Below are 16,357 nucleotides of genomic sequence, written 5' to 3'. Positions count from 1 at the left end.
GCTGCTATGTCCGGAGAGCCGATCCTCCAGCTGAAAAATGTCTGCCGCAGCTATCATGAAGCAGACCGTGAGCTGACTATTCTTAAAGATGCGAATTTCACGCTGATGCGCGGTGAAATGGTGGCGCTGGTTGCACCATCCGGTGCCGGTAAATCCACCTTGCTGCATACGGCAGGACTGCTGGAAAAGCCGGATTCCGGTGATGTGATATTAGGCAAAACCTCCTGCGCACAGCTGGATGACGATGAACGCACAGCCATGCGCCGCAATGATCTGGGCTTTGTCTATCAGTTCCATCATCTGCTGCCGGAATTTACCGCGCTTGAAAATGTGATGGTGCCGCAAATGTTGCGTGGCCTGTCATCCAAAGTTGCATCACAGCGTGCGCAGAACTTGCTGGATTATATGCGTATCGGGCCCCGCTCTTCGCACCGCCCGTCGGAGTTGTCCGGTGGTGAGCAGCAGCGTGTGGCCATTGCCCGTGCAGTTGCTAATGCACCGCTGGTGCTGTTTGCGGATGAACCGACAGGCAATCTCGATCCGTCAACATCATCCTATGTGTTTCAGGCACTGGAGGCGCTGGTGCGTCAGTCCGGCCTGTCTGCGCTGATCGCAACGCATAATCATGATCTGGCACGACGCATGGATCGTTGCGTTACACTGAAAGACGGCAAGATTGTTGATCTCGATTTGAGAAAACCTGCCGCCTGATTGCAAGACAAGCTGAATTATTGAATGCTGTATGCTGAAATATGCATGCGGCATTTTTATTTGTTCTGTAGATACGGAAACAAGAGCTGCGGCTTAAATAGCTGAAACTACAATCAAAAACAAAACAGGCGCTGCTTACATAACCAGGCGGCAAATCAGCGGTTCATATTTCACTAACTATAGATGTTTTTACGTGAACAAAGAGGGGTTGACTGCGGAACAATAATTGAACAAATTGCATACATACAGGAACAAATGGAGTTCATATCATGTCTGATCTGGTTCGTGATGTTATGTCATTCATTTCCATCGGTTTGTTTGTAGCAACATTTGCTATGTGGCTGGCAGCGTTCTGACGCTGCTCAAAGCCTGATTTAACTAGAGCATGTCACGGAAAAGTAGGCAGCGGTTTTCCTATACGACATGCGTAAAACAAGAAGATAGAGCGAGCACAGCGGATACAATTAAACGTGGCACGCTCTGTTTAAAGATGTAGCTGGCTGAAGATATAGCCAGCTAGAGATATAGAATGTGTAATGATTGCCGGAATGTGCTTATGCATCTGGACATCATGACGGCATTGCGGGAAAAAGGATCTGATGAATCTGCGGAGTCTGACGGGCTTCAGTTCATTATCCGGTTTGATTTTCCCGTCTTACAGAACTGTTATTTTTGGAATGCAGTTTCTATGTAAGGCTTTGTACTGCGATACATCACTGCACAAGCGGGCAGGCGATGATTGCAATGACGGAGTATATGCCTTTGCCTTCTGATGTTTCTGCCGTAGCTGCTTCTGAATTACCTGCCGGTGCGCCGGTATTTATTCATTTGCGCACGCATTCGGCTTACTCATTGCTGGAAGGGGCATTGCAAATCGGCAAAATTATCGGCCATGCCAAGGATGATAATGCGCCTGCAATTGCCGTAACAGACACGAATAATTTGTTCGGCGCATTGGAATTTGCGCAGAAAGCATCGAAAGATGGTGTACAGCCGATTATCGGCTGTGTTGTTGATATTGCCTTTGGCGACCATCAGCCGGAAGGCCGTTCAATTAACCGCCGCGATGCACTGGATTTGTCACCGGTGGTACTGCTGGCCTCCAGTGAAGAAGGCTATGCCAATATGGTGCGGTTGGTCAGCCGCTCTTATTTGGAAACAGAAGCCGGTGATCCGGTGCATATCCGCGCCGACTGGCTGCCGGATTTGTCAGAGGATGTGATTTTTCTGACCGGCGGGGCAGAGGGGACGATTGGCAAACCGCTCAGCAATGAACGGGAAGAGCGTGCGCGCAGCCGCCTTGAGTTTTTAAAAAACATCTTTGGCGATCGTCTTTATGTCGAGTTGCACCGCCAGCGCGGTTATGACCGTGTACTTGAATCCAAACTGGTTGATCTGGCTTATGAATATGAGCTGCCATTGGTTGCAACCAATGAGGCATTCTTCAAGCAGAGCGGAGATTATGAAGCGCATGATGCTTTGCTGGCTATTGCAGATGGTCAGGTCATTGCATCGGATGACCGCCGCCGTCTGACGCCGGATCATTATCTGAAGTCTCAGAACGAAATGGCGGCTTTGTTTGCCGATCTGCCGGAGGCTCTGGAAAATACCGTCGAGATTGCACGCCGCTGCCATTGGTACACGCAAACCCGTGCGCCGATCTTACCGCGCTTTACCGGTGAATCCGACGATCCGGAAGCCGCTTTGCAGGCAGAGGCGGATGAAATGGCGCGTCAGGCACGTGAAGGTCTTGAAGAGCGGTTGAAACTGTTCGGCCTTGCTGAAGGCCATACACATGAAGACTATATTAAACGGCTGGATTATGAGATTTCGATCATCGTCCGCATGAAATTTCCGGGTTACTTCCTGATCGTTTCGGACTTTATTAAATGGGCAAAACAACAGGATATTCCGGTGGGGCCGGGGCGTGGTTCCGGTGCGGGCTCGCTGGTTGCTTATGCGCTGACAATTACGGACGTTGACCCGCTGCGCTTCTCTCTGCTGTTTGAGCGCTTTCTTAATCCGGATCGTGTGTCGATGCCGGACTTTGATATCGACTTTTGTCAGGATCGCCGTGAAGAGGTGATCCGCTATGTGCAGCAAAAATATGGTCGCGATCAGGTAGCGCAGATTATCACTTTCGGTACGTTGCAGGCGCGTGCGGTTCTTCGCGACGTTGGTCGCGTGCTGCAAATGCCCTACGGGCAGGTGGACAGGCTGTGTAAATTGGTGCCGTCGAACCCTGCCAATCCGGTATCGCTCGGACAGGCGATTAATGAAGAGCCGCGCATTAATGAGGAGCGTGAGAAGGAACCGGTTGTCGGTCGTCTTCTCGATATGTCGCTGAAGCTGGAAGGACTTTATCGTCATGCTTCCACGCACGCTGCAGGTATTGTTATCGGTGACCGGCCATTGTCGGAGCTGGTGCCGATGTATCGCGATCCGCGCTCAGATATGCCTGTCACCCAGTTCAATATGAAATGGGTTGAGCAGGCCGGTCTGGTAAAGTTCGACTTTCTTGGTCTGAAAACGCTGACGGTTCTGAATACGGCTGTGAAGCTGATTGCCCGTAAAGGCGTTGATATCGATCTGCAAACGCTGCCGTTTGACGATCAGCTGACCTATGAAATGCTATCGCGCGGTGAAACGGTCGGCGTGTTTCAGGTGGAATCGGTGGGTATGCGTAAAGCACTCATCGGTATGAAGCCTGACCGTATCGAGGATATTATTGCGCTTGTGGCGCTCTATCGTCCGGGCCCGATGGAGAATATTCCGACCTATAATGCGCGCAAGCATGGTGAGGAAGAGATAGCCTCTATTCACCCGAAAATCGACCATCTGGTGAAGGAAACGCAGGGCGTTATCGTTTATCAGGAGCAGGTGATGCAGATCGCGCAGGAGCTTTCCGGCTATTCGCTTGGTGAAGCGGATTTGCTGCGCCGTGCGATGGGTAAGAAGATCCGTGAAGAAATGGACAAGCAGCGTGTCCGTTTTGTTGACGGTGCGATTGAAGGCGGTGTCGGCAAGGCGCAGGCCAATACGATTTTCGACCTGCTTGCCAAATTTGCTGACTATGGTTTCAACAAATCCCACGCTGCGGCTTATGCGATTGTTTCTTATCATACCGCCTATCTGAAAGCGCATTATCCGGCTGAGTTTCTCGCCGCATCCATGACCTATGATATGAACAACACGGAAAAGCTGAATGATTTCCGTCGTGATGCCTTGCGTCTTGGTATTGAGGTGGTGTTGCCGTCGGTCATGACATCCTACCGCCCGTTTGAAGTCGGCGAAGGCAAGATTTTCTATTCGCTGGCCGCGATCAAAGGCGTTGGTGATGCTGCCGTTGAACATATTGTCGAAAAGCGGAAAGAAAAACCGTTTGAAAGCCTTGAAGATTTCTGCGAGCGCGTTGATCCGCGTATGGTCAACCGCCGTGTGTTTGAAAGCTTGATTAATGCCGGTGCGCTGGATTGTTTCGGTGTTGACCGTTCGGCTCTGAGTTCCGGTATGGACAGTCTGATGGCCTATACCCAGCGCACGCAGGAAAATGCCAATAGCGGGCAGTCTGATATTTTTGGCACCGGTCTGGTGCCGAAAGAAAAGCTGCAATTGCCGGTGGTAACGCCTTGGACTTCATCTGAGAAACTGCATCGCGAATTGCAGGCCGCAGGCTTCTATCTCTCCGCGCATCCGCTGGATGATTATAATGAAGCACTGCAGAAAATGCGCGTTCAGAGCTGGGCTGATTTCTCCAATGCGGTGAAGAAAGGCGCAACCAATGGTCGTCTTGCCGGAACAGTTATCAGCAAGCAGGAGCGCAAGACTAAGACCGGCAATAAAATGGGCATCATCGCCTTTTCTGATGCGACAGGTCAGTTTGAATCGGTATTGTTCTCGGAAGCGCTTCAGCAATTCCGCGACCTGCTGGAACCCGGTCGCTCGGTAGTGATTACTGTTTCCGCTGAGAACCGGCCGGAAGGTGTGAGCCTGCGCATTGCCACGGTCGTGTCGCTTGAGGATGAGGCCAGCCGACTGCAAAAGGCACTGCGTCTGTTCCTGCGTAACAGCGATGCGCTCGATCAGATTGTGCCTTATTTCAAAACCCGTGGTGATGGCGAGGTCAGCTTTATCGTGATTAAAGATAATGGTCAGCGCGAGGTCGAAGTTGCCTTGCCGGATCGCTATCGTATCAGCCCGCAGATCGCCAGCGCGATGAAGGCCATCAGCGGTGTGGTCGATGTGGAGCTCATCAGCTGATCGCTGACTATTATTCGCCTTGAGATTCAATATATGTTTCGTATATATTATGTATATGAAACATATGTGAGGCCTTATGGGGATTGTAAATATTGAAGACGAGCTGCATGAGCAGCTGCGTCTTGCGAGCAAGGTGACCTGCCGCTCTATTAATGCGCAGGCTGCCTTCTGGATTAAGATCGGCATGTTGTGCGAAACCAATCCGACGCTCAGTTTTTCAGAAATTATGCGCCGTGAGCTGAATGCTGCCGGTGTTGCTGTGTCTTCACTGAGTGTGAGTGAAGCATGATTAAGCAACCACAGGAACTGGCGCTGATGGCTGAGGCAGGGCGTTTGCTGGCTTCTGTCTTTGATATGCTGGATAAAACGCCGCTTGAAGGTGTCTCAACGCTTGAGATCAACGACAAAGTCGAGCGCTTTATCATTGAGGATTTACAATCCCGACCGGCCAGTAAAGGCCAGTATGGCTATGGTTTTGTGCTGAACTCTTCAGTCAATCATGTGGTTTGTCACGGTGTGCCGTCACAAACGGATGTGCTGAAACACGGTGATATTGTCAATTTTGACATTACACTGGAAAAGAACGGCTATATCGCGGATTCCAGCAAAACCTATTGTGTCGGCGAGGTGAATGCTGCTGCCAAGCGATTGGTGCGCGCCGCTTATGAAGCAATGTGGATGGGGATTGCGGCTGTGCGACCGGGTGTGCGGATCGGCGATATCGGCTGGGCGATTGAACATCATGCCAAGCGCAACGGCTATTCGGTTGTGCATGATTATTGTGGTCACGGTATCGGCCGTGAAATGCATGAGGAGCCGCAAATTCTTAATTTCGGTAAACCCGGAACCGGCCTGTTTCTGCAACAAGGCATGGTTTTCACCATTGAGCCAATGCTCAATCAGGGGCGGCGCAATGTAAAAACTGAAGCCGATGAATGGACTGTCACCACAAAGGACGGGTTACTCTCGGCTCAGTTCGAGCATACGGTTGCGGTGACGGCAACAGGCGTTTCGGTGCTGACCTTGCGTGCAGATGAAAAGAACTCACCGCAGGCTAAGCGTCTCGGCTTGATTCCTTCTTGATATAAAAGCCCGCTTTTAGCGGGCTTTTTCATTTGATGTTTTAGTATGCTGCTGTGAAGCGTTGGCGGATATGTTTGCCCTGTTCTGCTTCATCGAGAATGGCGACAGCCAGATCGCCGACGGTGATTTTGCTTTCGCCCTTATCGTCAAAAACCGGAGAATCTGTGCCAAGACGGAATGTGCCGGTGGCTTCACCCGGCACCAGCAGAATTGCCGGTGAGACAAAAGACCAGTCCAGTTCATTCTCGGTTTTCAGATCATTGAGTGCCTGACGGGCACCCAGCGCGCCTTCTTTATATTCCGCCGGAAATTCAGGGGAGTCCACCAGCTGAGCGCCGTTGATTTCAAGGCTGCCTGCGCCGCCAACGGCGATCAGGCGTTTGATGCCGGCTTTCTTCACAGCTTCAGTGATAGATTTACTGCCTTTGATGTGAATATTGCGGATGTCGGCTTCCTGCCAGCCCGGATTATAGGCGGAGATCACCAGATCATGGCCTTTCAACAGTGCAGCCAGTCCGTCTGTGTCCAGAACATCGACTTTCACGGCCGTGACATTGGCATTGGCAGTGATTTTTTCCGGATGGCGTACAAGGGCGCTCGCCTGATGGCCGCGTTTCACTGCTTCATTAAGCAAGGCTGTACCGACATAGCCGCTGGCACCGATGATTGCGATTTTTGACATAGGACTTACCTCATATTATAAGATTGATAAGAATTATTTTTAATCAGGTTACGATAAGTAACTATGTAATATGATTTGAAATGACTGTGAAGAATGCACTTTAAAGTCAGCAAGTCACTTCAAAGTAACCACCTGCAAATGCGCGCTTTACCGTTCAATTTTACGGTCGCGTGCAATGAAGGAGAAGGTAATGACCTCTCAGATGAATGCCGCGCTGAAGAAAAATTCAGCAGAGCCACAGCATGATGACAAAAAAAATATCCCGCCGATTCTGGCTGATACCGCAGGATTTACAGCGGATGAAAACGGTACATGTCCGATCCGCGAAGTGCTGGATCGGGTGGGGGATACATGGAGCCTGCTGGTTATTCTCAATCTTCAGCAGGGCACGATCCGCTTCAATGCGCTGCGCCGTCTGATCGAGGGTATTTCGCAGCGTATGCTCACAGTGACTTTGCGCTCATTGGAGCGTGACGGTTTGGTGTTGCGCACTGTACGTCCGACTTCACCGCCGGAAGTGGAATATTCGCTGACTGCATTGGGACTGTCGCTGGCAAAGCCGATTGACAATCTGGGACAATGGGCGGTCGATAACCGCCACACAATGCGTGAGGAGCGGGCGCGTTTCGATGCGCAACAATAAATCAAAGGCGCATTGTCAGAGCGTATCCTGAGAAATGGGAAACGGTTTTTGGATAAGATACGCGTAAAAACAAAGAGATAGAGCGAGCGCCGTGATCCGGTTTGAATGCAGGTCGCTCTGACAATGCACCTTCCTGTCTTATCGTGTTATTTTTTCACGGTAACGGATACAGAGCGGACTTTGTTTTTGCTGACACTGCAATCGACTGTAACTACATCCCATGCAGCACTGCCGTTGCGCTGACGGGCTTCGCCGTTGAGCCTGACGGTTACATTGCCGTTGTTGCGGTTCAGTTGCGCAGCATCATAATCGGCTTGCGTAAAGCCGAACCGGTCATATTTATATTTCTTGTTTTTGGTCAGATCATGCACTGTTGCAGAGCATAAAGCAGTTTCCGGCTTTGCCTTGCTGTCATTGATGGCCAGATTGTAATTGGCTTTAAAGTCAGAGCTCTGTTTTGGCGCAGCTTCCGCCTGAACAAGGGAGGATGAACCGATAAGAGAAATTATTACAACAGAGGCTTTAAAAGGAAGAGTTAACATAGCAAATCCTGCCGGTTATTGATTGAATGTAATATACCTGTTGATCGTGATGATCTGATTAATATTGGTTCTTAAAATATCGCTGAAAACTATGATCTATTTTAGTGCAAATGAGGGTTAAAAGCTGCCTTCTATATCGTTTTACAGTAATATGTATCGAGAATTCTCTGTTCCTCACTTCAAAAACATTTCCTATGATGTGAGGTTGTTAAGAATAAACAAGCAAAAGAAATGAAGCCACCATCAGCGGAGGAATGAATAAGGCCGCAGCAATGAGAATATTTGAAACAGGCCGGTGAATTGAAATCTTCTTTTTATAAAACTCAAAATTTCTCACGGATTTTATAGTTTGATAGAGTAGCAGATAGGCGCATATTGCAAAAAAACCGATGTTCCAGCCTGATAATTGAGCCGGTGTCGGCCGCCCGGGAACGCCGAGTATCCATGGGATAATGAGAAGGCCGCACAGAACAGCGATTACATCAGGATATATGCGTATTATAAATTTTATCATGCCGATCTCTGTTCTAGGAATGCTGGATATTTAAGTTGAGACAAGTTTCAAGGAATGGCAATGTTGCAACGCAAGAAACCGGCATGTGTTTTGAAACATAAGTGGCTGGTTTCGGATCAAGATACGGAAACAAGCCGCTGTCTGCGCCGCAGGCCTTGACAAGACAGGCCTTCACTCCTTAAAAGCCGCTCAGGATTTCAGGGTGTCTTTACAGATTCCCCGTATCTGTTGACGTGTCCCGTGAATAATTGCCACATTCGCTGTCGCAATATTCTGTCAGTCTTCACAACAAGAAGGCAGAGGAGGGCGCGTTTCCTTCGAGCGAGGCAGACAAGCTGCCGCGCCGGTATAACTTTTAAAGGGAAATGCGATGAGTAAGCGCGAATCTTCCAAATATAAAATTGATCGTCGTCTTGGCGAAAACATCTGGGGCCGTCCTAAATCCCCTGTAAACCGTCGTGAATACGGCCCGGGTCAGCACGGTCAGCGCCGTAAGGGCAAGCTGTCCGACTTCGGTATTCAGCTGCGCGCAAAGCAGAAGCTGAAAGGCTTCTACGGCGATATCTCCGAAAAGCAGTTCCGTAAAACTTACGAAGAAGCTGCTCGTCGTAAAGGCGATACCGGTGAAAACCTGATCGGTCTGCTGGAAAGCCGTCTGGACGCAGTTGTATACCGCGCCAAATTCGTACCGACCATTTTTGCTGCCCGTCAGTTCATCAACCACGGTCACGTAAACGTAAACGGTCGTCGCGTTAACATTCAGTCCTACCGCCTGAAGGCTGGTGACGTTGTTGAAGTTCGCGAAAAGTCCAAGCAGCTGGTTATCGTTCTGGAAGCTGTTCAGCTCGCAGAACGCGATGTTCCTGACTACATCGTTGCTGACCACGGCAAGCTGACTGCAACATACAGCCGCGTTCCAGGCCTGTCCGACGTTCCATACGCCGTTCAGATGGAACCAAATCTGGTTGTTGAATATTACTCCCGTTAATCGTGAGTATGGCGGAATTATCCGCTGTGAAATCAGAGCCGCTGCGGATTTCCGCGGCGGCTTTTTTGTTTTGGATAAGCTATCTTTCCCTTTCTTCGGGGAGCTGCCTTATGTATTGTCACGCAAACTGTAAGAAAAAAATTTGGAGTGCAGGTCTATGGCAGGCTCAGTCAATAAAGTTATTCTCGTCGGTAATCTTGGAGCGGATCCTGAAATCCGCCGTCTGAACTCCGGTGAGCCGGTTGCAAACCTGCGTATCGCAACATCGGAAAGCTGGCGCGACCGCCAGTCCGGTGAGCGTAAGGACAAGACCGAATGGCATAGCGTTGTAATCTTCAACGAAAATCTGGCCAAAGTTGCAGAACAGTATCTGAAAAAAGGCGCCAAGGTTTACATTGAAGGTCAGTTGCAGACCCGCAAATGGACAGACCAGAATGGCAATGAACGCTACACAACTGAAATCGTGTTGCAGAAATTCCGCGGTGAGTTGCAGATGCTCGACAGCCGTGGCGAAGGCGGCGGCGGTGGCGGCGGCCGTTTTGAAGGCAGCGGCGGTGATCGCTTTGCCGGTGGCGGCGGTTCATCGCGCGGCGGTGACTATGGCAGCAGCGGCGGCGGTAATGATTTCGGCCGTTCCAGCCCGCAGCAGCAGTCCGGCGGTTTCAGCCATGATTTGGATGATGATATTCCATTCTGAGATTTATTCTCTCAAAAAGAAAAGCCCGCGTTTGACGCGGGCTTTTTTTGTTTAGCTTCCTACAATCAATGACCTGATACCATCCGCCACAAATTGCACTGCCAGAGCGGCAAGGATAACGCCGAGCAGGCGGGTGAGGATGGAGCGGCCTGTTTCCCCTAGGAAGCGATCCACGCGCTCTGCAAGCAGAAATACGATGTAAGAAAGCACGATACAGGCAAGCAGAATGCCGAGCAAAGCAAGTCTGCTGCCAATGGTCGGAAATGTACCACCGAGAAGGACTGTGGCGGAAATAGCGCCCGGGCCGGCAATCAGCGGAATGGCCAGCGGGAAGGCGGCAACATTGCGGATATGATCTTTGGTGATGGCGACCGTCGCGCTTTTCTCATGGCGTTCCTGACGGCGTTCAAAGATCATTTCAAATGCGATCCAGAACAGCAAAAGACCACCGGCAACGCGGAATGCGCCAAGTGTAATGCCGAACAGCATAAGAATTTGCGCGCCGGCAACGGCAAAGAGCGCGAGGATGATAAAGGCGATGATGCTGGCACGCTTGGCAACCTGTGCCCGTTCACGGCGATCCATGCCGGTGGTGACGGCGAGAAATAACGGTGCAAGCCCCGGCGGATCAATGGTTACGAGCAGTGTGACAAAGGCGCTGAAGAGACTGTCATAAAAGCTCATCCGTGTTCCTGTTCTTGTTCTTTATGAATGATTGTAAGAATTATGCCTGTCTTTGCCGTATAAGCGCAAGATGGTTCTTGTGTCGGTTCTGAAAGGCCGATTGATGAAGTATTCTGATGCATTTGCGCCCGTCTCGAACGGGAAACAAGAATATTCTCTGATTTATGCGTGACAGGGTGATAAATATGCCAAAAAAGCACAAAATCGGCTATATTTGGTGTGTATGAAGGCCGCCGCAAGGCAGTCGAAATTTCGTGATTTTGAAGTTATGGGATAGAGTACAATCTATCAAAACTAATCGATTCTTTATGAAAGATATTTGAATAGTGACAGACCTTACTCCGCCGCCCGGTTCAGACGAATTTAACGGTATTGAACCGATTTCTATTGTGGAGGAGATGCAGCGGTCCTACCTCGATTACGCTATGAGCGTTATCGTCAGCCGCGCGCTTCCTGATGTTCGTGACGGGTTGAAGCCGGTCCACCGGCGTATTCTCCATGCCATGAATGAGATGGGGCTCGCCTGGAACCGCTCCTACCGTAAATCTGCCGGTGTCGTCGGTGAAGTGATGGGTAAATACCATCCGCATGGTGATGCCTCTATCTATGATGCGCTGGTGCGTATGGCGCAGGACTTCTCCATGCGCGAACCGCTGGTTGACGGGCAGGGTAACTTCGGTTCCATCGACGGCGACAGTGCCGCTGCGATGCGTTATACTGAGTGCCGTCTGGAAAAAGTTTCCTCGGTTCTGCTCGAAGATATCGACAAGGACACTGTTGATTTTCAGGACAATTATGATGGTCGTGAGCAGGAGCCTAAAGTGCTTCCGGCGCGCTATCCGAACCTGTTGGTCAATGGTTCCGGCGGTATCGCCGTTGGTATGGCCACCAATATTCCGCCGCACAACTTGGGTGAAGTGATCAATGGCTGTATTGCCCTGATCGATAATCCTGAAATGTCTCTGGAAGAAATGATCGAGATCATTCCGGGGCCTGATTTCCCGACCGGTGGTTTGATCCTCGGCCGTTCCGGCATTTATTCGGCTTACAGCACCGGTCGCGGTTCTGTGCTGATGCGTGGCCGTGTGACCATCGAGCCGATGCGCAATGACCGTGAATCCATCGTGATTACGGAAATTCCGTATCAGGTCAACAAAGCGAGCATGATTGAGAAAATGGCTGAATTGGTACGCGACAAGCGTATTGAAGGCATTTCCGATCTGCGCGACGAATCCGACCGTGACGGTTATCGTGTGGTTGTTGAGCTGAAGCGCGATGCCAATGCTGATGTGGTGCTGAACCAACTTTACCGCTACACCCCGCTGCAGACCTCTTTCGGCTGCAATATGGTGGCGCTGAATGGTGGTAAGCCGCAACTTCTGACCTTGATGGAAGTGCTGAATGCGTTTGTGCATTTCCGTGAGGAAGTTGTCAGCCGCCGCACCAAATTCTTGCTGAATAAAGCCCGCGAACGTGCGCATGTCTTGGTTGGTCTGGCGATTGCCGTTGCCAATATCGACGAAATTATTGCGCTGATCCGCCGTGCACCGGATCCTGCAACCGCGCGTGAGCAGTTGATGACACGCCGCTGGCCTGCAGCCGATATCGCACCGCTGATCCGTCTGATCGACGATCCGCGTCATGTCCTGAATGATGACAGCACCTATAACCTGTCGGAAGAACAGGCACGCGCTATTCTTGAACTGCGCCTGCAGCGCCTGACAGCTCTCGGCCGTGATGAAATCGCTGATGAACTGAACAAGATCGGCGAAGAAATCAAAGACTACCTGTCTATTCTGGCATCGCGTGAGCGCATTCTCGGCATTGTTAAGGATGAAATGGCGGCGGTTCGTGATGAATTCGCCACGCCACGCCGTACTGAACTGACCCTTGGCGGCGCTGAAATGGATGATGAAGATCTCATCGCCCGTGAAGATATGGTCGTTACTGTCAGCCATGCCGGTTACATCAAGCGTGTACCGTTGAATACTTATCGTGCGCAGCGTCGTGGTGGTAAAGGCCGCTCAGGTATGGCGACAAAGGACGAGGATTTTGTTACCCGTCTGTTTGTGGCCAATACCCATACGCCGGTACTGTTCTTCTCCTCGCGCGGTATCGTCTATAAAGAAAAAGTCTGGCGTCTGCCGATCGGTACTCCGCAATCCCGCGGTAAGGCATTGATTAATATGCTGCCTTTGCAGCAGGGTGAGCGTATCACCACGATTATGCCGTTGCCTGAGGATGAGGCAAGCTGGGCAGAACTCGACGTGATGTTCGCTACAACGCGCGGTACTGTGCGCCGTAACAAGCTATCCGATTTCGTTCAGGTCAACCGCAATGGTAAGATTGCGATGAAGCTGGAAGAAGAGGGCGATGAAATCCTCTCGGTCGATACTTGTACGGTTAATGACGACGTGCTGCTCACCGCTGCCGGCGGCCAGTGTATCCGTTTCCGTGTGGATGATGTGCGCGTCTTTGCCGGTCGTAATTCGATTGGTGTACGCGGTATCAATCTGGCCGATGGCGATAAAGTTATCTCTATGGCTATTCTTGAGCATGTGGAAGCGACACCGGCCGAGCGTACAGCCTATCTGAAGCGCGCTGTTGCTGAGCGCCGCAGCCTCGGCTCGGATGATGTGGAAGATATCGCAGTCGTCGGTGAAGACGTGACCGAAGATGCGGAACTCAATGATGAGCGTTATGAAGAGCTGAAAGCCCATGAGCAGACTGTTCTGACAGTCAGCGAGTTCGGTTACGGCAAGCGTTCTTCGTCCTATGAATTCCGTATTTCCGGCCGTGGCGGTAAAGGTATCCGCGCAACTGATACATCGAAAACCGATGAAATCGGTGCGCTGGTTGCGCTGTTCCCTGTGGAAGCAAGTGACCAGATCCTGCTGGTGTCGGATGGCGGTCAGCTGATCCGCGTGCCGGTTGGCGGCATCCGCATTGCCGGTCGCTCCACCAAGGGCGTAACCATCTTTAACACTGCTGATGGTGAAAAGGTTGTGTCGGTTGAACGTATTTCTGAAACCGATGATGAAGAGGATGAAACCTCGGAAACCGCCGGTGAACAGACACCGGTTCAGGAAACGCCCCAAACGGGTGGTGATGAACCTGCTGCAGAATAAGTTCTGAAAAAAACGCCCCGTCATTTTGACGGGGCGTTTTTTATTGTGCTCACATAAAGAAAAAGGCGGTGTCTTCTCACACCGCCTTGAAATAAAAGCCTGGACTGGAGGTTCCGGCTGCAACTGCCCTCTGATTAAAGAGGTATTTTGTATCTATTTAGGCCTGATTTAGGCGAAACCAAGATATTATCACTTCACTTATGCGTGTGTAATGCGCTTTGATCTGGTGCCGCGGGCGACACGCCGTACAGAGCGCAGGTCGAAGACGGATTTCTGATTGCTCAGACGCCTGGAGGCACTTTCTTCGATCATCAGGATAATGGCTGCAAACATCATCGCGACGATCATTGAGATTGCGAGAATAAATAGCATCATCATTTTATCCTTTCGCTTATATTACGCGCAAGCGACACAAAGGTTGCATAAAATCTTTCATTTTGTGGCATGTGAGATCTGTGCGGTTACTGTGTTGCCGGTAATATAGGCGTTTTCACTTGAATTATTTCTGACCGGTCTATTCATGCTAGGTTCACTTTGGGAGCGCGTAAACCTATGCTTTTGATGTAAGACTGAGGCTTAGAGAGGTTCTTGCTCCCCTCTTTGCTGAACCCGTTATGTACTTCGCTTTAGACATTGAAATTGGTCAGTATAATGATTAATTCATTGGGTATGAAAACAGCTCTCTATGCAGGATCATTTGATCCGGTCACCAATGGTCATCTTGATGTTCTGCGCGGGGCTCTCGCGCTGGCTGACAAGGTGATTGTCGCTATCGGCGTCCATCCGGGCAAAACCCCGATGTTCAGCTTTGAAGAGCGGGTTGAGCTGCTGCGCGAGGCCGGAGAGCAGGCTTTCGGCAAAGATAATAGCCGTATTGATTATACCAGTTTCAGCGGTCTGGTGGTGGACACTGCCAGAAGTTTCAACGCAACGCTGATGGTGCGCGGTTTACGCGATGCCACTGATTTTGATTATGAAATGCAGATGGCCGGTATGAATACAGGTATGGCACCGGATGTGCAGACTGTGTTTTTGCCCGCTTCCCCCGATGTGCGTTTTATTACTGCCACACTGGTGCGCCAGATTGCGGCAATGGGGGGCGATGTCAGCCACTTCGTGCCGCCTGTTATCGAAAAAGCCCTAAAGCATAAGCTTAAAAAATAAGAATTTAGCTTCACACAGGAAAAATCATGTCCTTTTTGCGTAAATTACTGGCTGTCACAGCCCTTCTCGCATTTTCAGCAACTGCCGCTTTGCAGCCGGTCAATGCGCAGGCCGCAGACCCTGAAAATACAGTGGTTCTGACTCTGAAAGACGGTGATGTCGTTATTGAACTGCGCCCTGATCTGGCTCCGAAACATGCTGAGCAGATCAAGAAACTGGTGCGCGATGGTGCTTATAACGGCGTTGTGTTCCACCGCGTGATTGACGGCTTTATGGCGCAGACCGGTGACGTAGAGTTCGGTAATGCGGATAAGGACTATAATCGGGGTCGTGCAGGCACCGGCGGTTCGTCCTATGGTAATATTCCGGCAGAATTCTCCAAGCAGCCATTTATGCGCGGCACCGTCGGCATGGCACGCAGCTCATCGCCGGATTCTGCCAATTCGCAGTTTTTCATCATGTTTGATGAAGGCTCGTTCCTGAACGGCCAGTATACTGTTGTCGGCGAAGTCGTCAGCGGCATGGAAACCGTCGATAAAATCAAAAAAGGCAGCAAATCTGCCAATGGCGCGGTTGATAATCCTGACCGTATCGTTAAAGCCATTGTTCTGGCCGATCGTAAGTAATTCTACTTTAAACGCGGCTGTCTGAGTTGCAGCCTGAAAAATCTACAGGAGAAGCCCCATGGCTTATAAAGATCCGGAAAATACACTGGTACTGGAAACCACTAAAGGTACAGTTGCAATCGAACTCTATCCAGATCTGGCACCAGGTCATGTTGCCCGTATTAAAGAACTGGCACGTGAAGGCGCTTATGACGGCGTTGTATTTCACCGCGTGATCGATGGTTTCATGGCGCAGACCGGCGACGTGAAGTTCGGTAAACAGGGCGGTTCCAGCTTCAACCCATCCCGCGCCGGTATGGGCGGTTCGGACAAGCCTGACCTGAAGGCAGAATTCACCAATACCAAGCACGTACGCGGTACCTGCTCGATGGCACGCAGCCAGAACCCGAACTCGGCTAACTCCCAGTTCTATATCTGTTTTGCTGATGCACCTTGGCTGGATCGCCAGTACTCCGTATGGGGTCAGGTTATTGAAGGCATGGACAATGTTGACAAGATCAAGCGCGGTGAGCCGGTAACTGATCCGGATTCAATCACTACTGCAAAAATCGCTGCTGATCTGTAATTTCTGATCTGTCAGCTTGCTGATTTGAGGGGCGCGTTATGGTTCAAGCCGTAACGCGCCCTTTATTTTT

The 16,357-nt window shown here is 50.7% G+C and carries 15 protein-coding genes; 11 read left to right on the top strand and 4 right to left on the bottom strand.

The window, feature by feature from the left end:
• The first annotated feature begins 6 nt into the window (after positions 1-6).
• The 4 genes from JNC80_RS08660 to map all read left to right on the top strand — a co-directional run bounded on the left by JNC80_RS08660 (position 7) and on the right by map (position 6,054).
• Positions 7-711, top strand: a complete 705-nt coding sequence (locus JNC80_RS08660) for an ABC transporter ATP-binding protein (protein ID WP_075655849.1) — start codon at positions 7-9, stop codon at positions 709-711.
• Between the two features lie 756 nt (positions 712-1,467).
• Positions 1,468-4,971, top strand: coding sequence for a DNA polymerase III subunit alpha (dnaE, locus tag JNC80_RS08655; RefSeq protein WP_376710076.1), 3,504 nt, complete (start codon positions 1,468-1,470; stop codon positions 4,969-4,971).
• Between the two features lie 76 nt (positions 4,972-5,047).
• Positions 5,048-5,260, top strand: coding sequence for a ParD-like family protein (locus JNC80_RS08650; RefSeq protein ID WP_113942878.1), 213 nt, complete (start codon positions 5,048-5,050; stop codon positions 5,258-5,260).
• The gene (map, locus tag JNC80_RS08645; RefSeq protein WP_376710074.1) at positions 5,257-6,054 is read left to right on the top strand and encodes a type I methionyl aminopeptidase; all 798 of its coding nucleotides are present in this window, start codon (positions 5,257-5,259) and stop codon (positions 6,052-6,054) included. The genes JNC80_RS08650 and map overlap by 4 nt, the downstream gene beginning before the upstream one ends.
• Positions 6,055-6,094: 40 nt before the next feature.
• Here map and JNC80_RS08640 read toward each other — a convergent pair whose 3' ends face one another.
• Positions 6,095-6,736 carry an NAD(P)-dependent oxidoreductase gene (locus JNC80_RS08640; protein ID WP_376710073.1) on the bottom strand — a complete coding sequence of 214 codons (642 nt, stop codon included), beginning with the start codon at positions 6,734-6,736 and terminating at the stop codon, positions 6,095-6,097.
• Between the two features lie 190 nt (positions 6,737-6,926).
• Between JNC80_RS08640 and JNC80_RS08635 the strand changes: the two genes are divergently transcribed.
• Positions 6,927-7,379, top strand: coding sequence for a winged helix-turn-helix transcriptional regulator (locus JNC80_RS08635; protein ID WP_376710072.1), 453 nt, complete (start codon positions 6,927-6,929; stop codon positions 7,377-7,379).
• A gap of 146 nt (positions 7,380-7,525) precedes the next feature.
• On the opposite strand, the gene JNC80_RS08630 is transcribed toward JNC80_RS08635, so the two are convergent.
• Positions 7,526-7,921 carry a BspC domain-containing protein gene (locus tag JNC80_RS08630; RefSeq protein WP_376710071.1) on the bottom strand — a complete coding sequence of 132 codons (396 nt, stop codon included), beginning with the start codon at positions 7,919-7,921 and terminating at the stop codon, positions 7,526-7,528.
• A gap of 884 nt (positions 7,922-8,805) precedes the next feature.
• Between JNC80_RS08630 and rpsD the strand changes: the two genes are divergently transcribed.
• Positions 8,806-9,423 carry a 30S ribosomal protein S4 gene (rpsD, locus tag JNC80_RS08625; RefSeq protein WP_022711609.1) on the top strand — a complete coding sequence of 206 codons (618 nt, stop codon included), beginning with the start codon at positions 8,806-8,808 and terminating at the stop codon, positions 9,421-9,423.
• Between the two features lie 157 nt (positions 9,424-9,580).
• A complete protein-coding gene (locus JNC80_RS08620) occupies positions 9,581-10,120 on the top strand; it encodes a single-stranded DNA-binding protein (RefSeq protein ID WP_213597562.1) in 540 nt (179 codons plus the stop codon).
• Between the two features lie 51 nt (positions 10,121-10,171).
• Here the strand turns inward: JNC80_RS08620 and JNC80_RS08615 are convergent, their stop codons facing one another.
• Complete coding sequence (locus JNC80_RS08615) at positions 10,172-10,804, bottom strand: MarC family protein (protein ID WP_075655538.1); 633 nt, start codon at positions 10,802-10,804, stop codon at positions 10,172-10,174.
• Positions 10,805-11,202: 398 nt separating this feature from the next.
• On the opposite strand from JNC80_RS08615, the gene gyrA reads away from it, so the two are divergent.
• A complete protein-coding gene (gyrA, locus tag JNC80_RS08610) occupies positions 11,203-13,932 on the top strand; it encodes a DNA gyrase subunit A (RefSeq protein WP_376710138.1) in 2,730 nt (909 codons plus the stop codon).
• Between the two features lie 198 nt (positions 13,933-14,130).
• Here gyrA and JNC80_RS08605 read toward each other — a convergent pair whose 3' ends face one another.
• Positions 14,131-14,307 carry a hypothetical protein gene (locus tag JNC80_RS08605; protein ID WP_175576078.1) on the bottom strand — a complete coding sequence of 59 codons (177 nt, stop codon included), beginning with the start codon at positions 14,305-14,307 and terminating at the stop codon, positions 14,131-14,133.
• A gap of 294 nt (positions 14,308-14,601) precedes the next feature.
• On the opposite strand from JNC80_RS08605, the gene coaD reads away from it, so the two are divergent.
• Genes coaD through JNC80_RS08590 form a run of 3 tightly spaced genes read left to right on the top strand, consistent with a single transcriptional unit; the run spans position 14,602 to position 16,287 of the window.
• A complete protein-coding gene (gene coaD, locus JNC80_RS08600; protein ID WP_376710137.1) occupies positions 14,602-15,096 on the top strand; it encodes a pantetheine-phosphate adenylyltransferase in 495 nt (164 codons plus the stop codon).
• Between the two features lie 26 nt (positions 15,097-15,122).
• Positions 15,123-15,722 carry a peptidylprolyl isomerase gene (locus JNC80_RS08595; RefSeq protein WP_376710069.1) on the top strand — a complete coding sequence of 200 codons (600 nt, stop codon included), beginning with the start codon at positions 15,123-15,125 and terminating at the stop codon, positions 15,720-15,722.
• A 58-nt stretch (positions 15,723-15,780) separates the two neighbouring features.
• Complete coding sequence (locus tag JNC80_RS08590) at positions 15,781-16,287, top strand: peptidylprolyl isomerase (RefSeq protein WP_220159508.1); 507 nt, start codon at positions 15,781-15,783, stop codon at positions 16,285-16,287.
• The last annotated feature ends 70 nt before the right edge of the window (positions 16,288-16,357 follow it).

It is taken from the genome of Pseudochrobactrum lubricantis, from assembly GCF_041929865.1.
GTDB classification, from domain to species: domain Bacteria; phylum Pseudomonadota; class Alphaproteobacteria; order Rhizobiales; family Rhizobiaceae; genus Pseudochrobactrum; species Pseudochrobactrum saccharolyticum.
The sequence above is the reverse complement of the archived record's forward strand: the minus strand, read 5'-3'. Positions and strand labels throughout refer to the sequence as shown.

Bases quoted from the DNA above. Each gene is read 5' to 3' on its own strand.
- JNC80_RS08660 (WP_075655849.1), top strand. From the start codon at position 7: ATGTCCGGAGAGCCGATCCTCCAGCTGAAAAATGTCTGCCGCAGCTAT.
- dnaE (WP_376710076.1), top strand. From the start codon at position 1,468: ATGCCTTTGCCTTCTGATGTTTCTGCCGTAGCTGCTTCTGAATTACCT.
- JNC80_RS08650 (WP_113942878.1), top strand. From the start codon at position 5,048: ATGGGGATTGTAAATATTGAAGACGAGCTGCATGAGCAGCTGCGTCTT.
- map (WP_376710074.1), top strand. From the start codon at position 5,257: ATGATTAAGCAACCACAGGAACTGGCGCTGATGGCTGAGGCAGGGCGT.
- JNC80_RS08640 (WP_376710073.1), bottom strand. From the start codon at position 6,736: ATGTCAAAAATCGCAATCATCGGTGCCAGCGGCTATGTCGGTACAGCC.
- JNC80_RS08635 (WP_376710072.1), top strand. From the start codon at position 6,927: ATGACCTCTCAGATGAATGCCGCGCTGAAGAAAAATTCAGCAGAGCCA.
- JNC80_RS08630 (WP_376710071.1), bottom strand. From the start codon at position 7,921: ATGTTAACTCTTCCTTTTAAAGCCTCTGTTGTAATAATTTCTCTTATC.
- rpsD (WP_022711609.1), top strand. From the start codon at position 8,806: ATGAGTAAGCGCGAATCTTCCAAATATAAAATTGATCGTCGTCTTGGC.
- JNC80_RS08620 (WP_213597562.1), top strand. From the start codon at position 9,581: ATGGCAGGCTCAGTCAATAAAGTTATTCTCGTCGGTAATCTTGGAGCG.
- JNC80_RS08615 (WP_075655538.1), bottom strand. From the start codon at position 10,804: ATGAGCTTTTATGACAGTCTCTTCAGCGCCTTTGTCACACTGCTCGTA.
- gyrA (WP_376710138.1), top strand. From the start codon at position 11,203: ATGCAGCGGTCCTACCTCGATTACGCTATGAGCGTTATCGTCAGCCGC.
- JNC80_RS08605 (WP_175576078.1), bottom strand. From the start codon at position 14,307: ATGATGCTATTTATTCTCGCAATCTCAATGATCGTCGCGATGATGTTT.
- coaD (WP_376710137.1), top strand. From the start codon at position 14,602: ATGAAAACAGCTCTCTATGCAGGATCATTTGATCCGGTCACCAATGGT.
- JNC80_RS08595 (WP_376710069.1), top strand. From the start codon at position 15,123: ATGTCCTTTTTGCGTAAATTACTGGCTGTCACAGCCCTTCTCGCATTT.
- JNC80_RS08590 (WP_220159508.1), top strand. From the start codon at position 15,781: ATGGCTTATAAAGATCCGGAAAATACACTGGTACTGGAAACCACTAAA.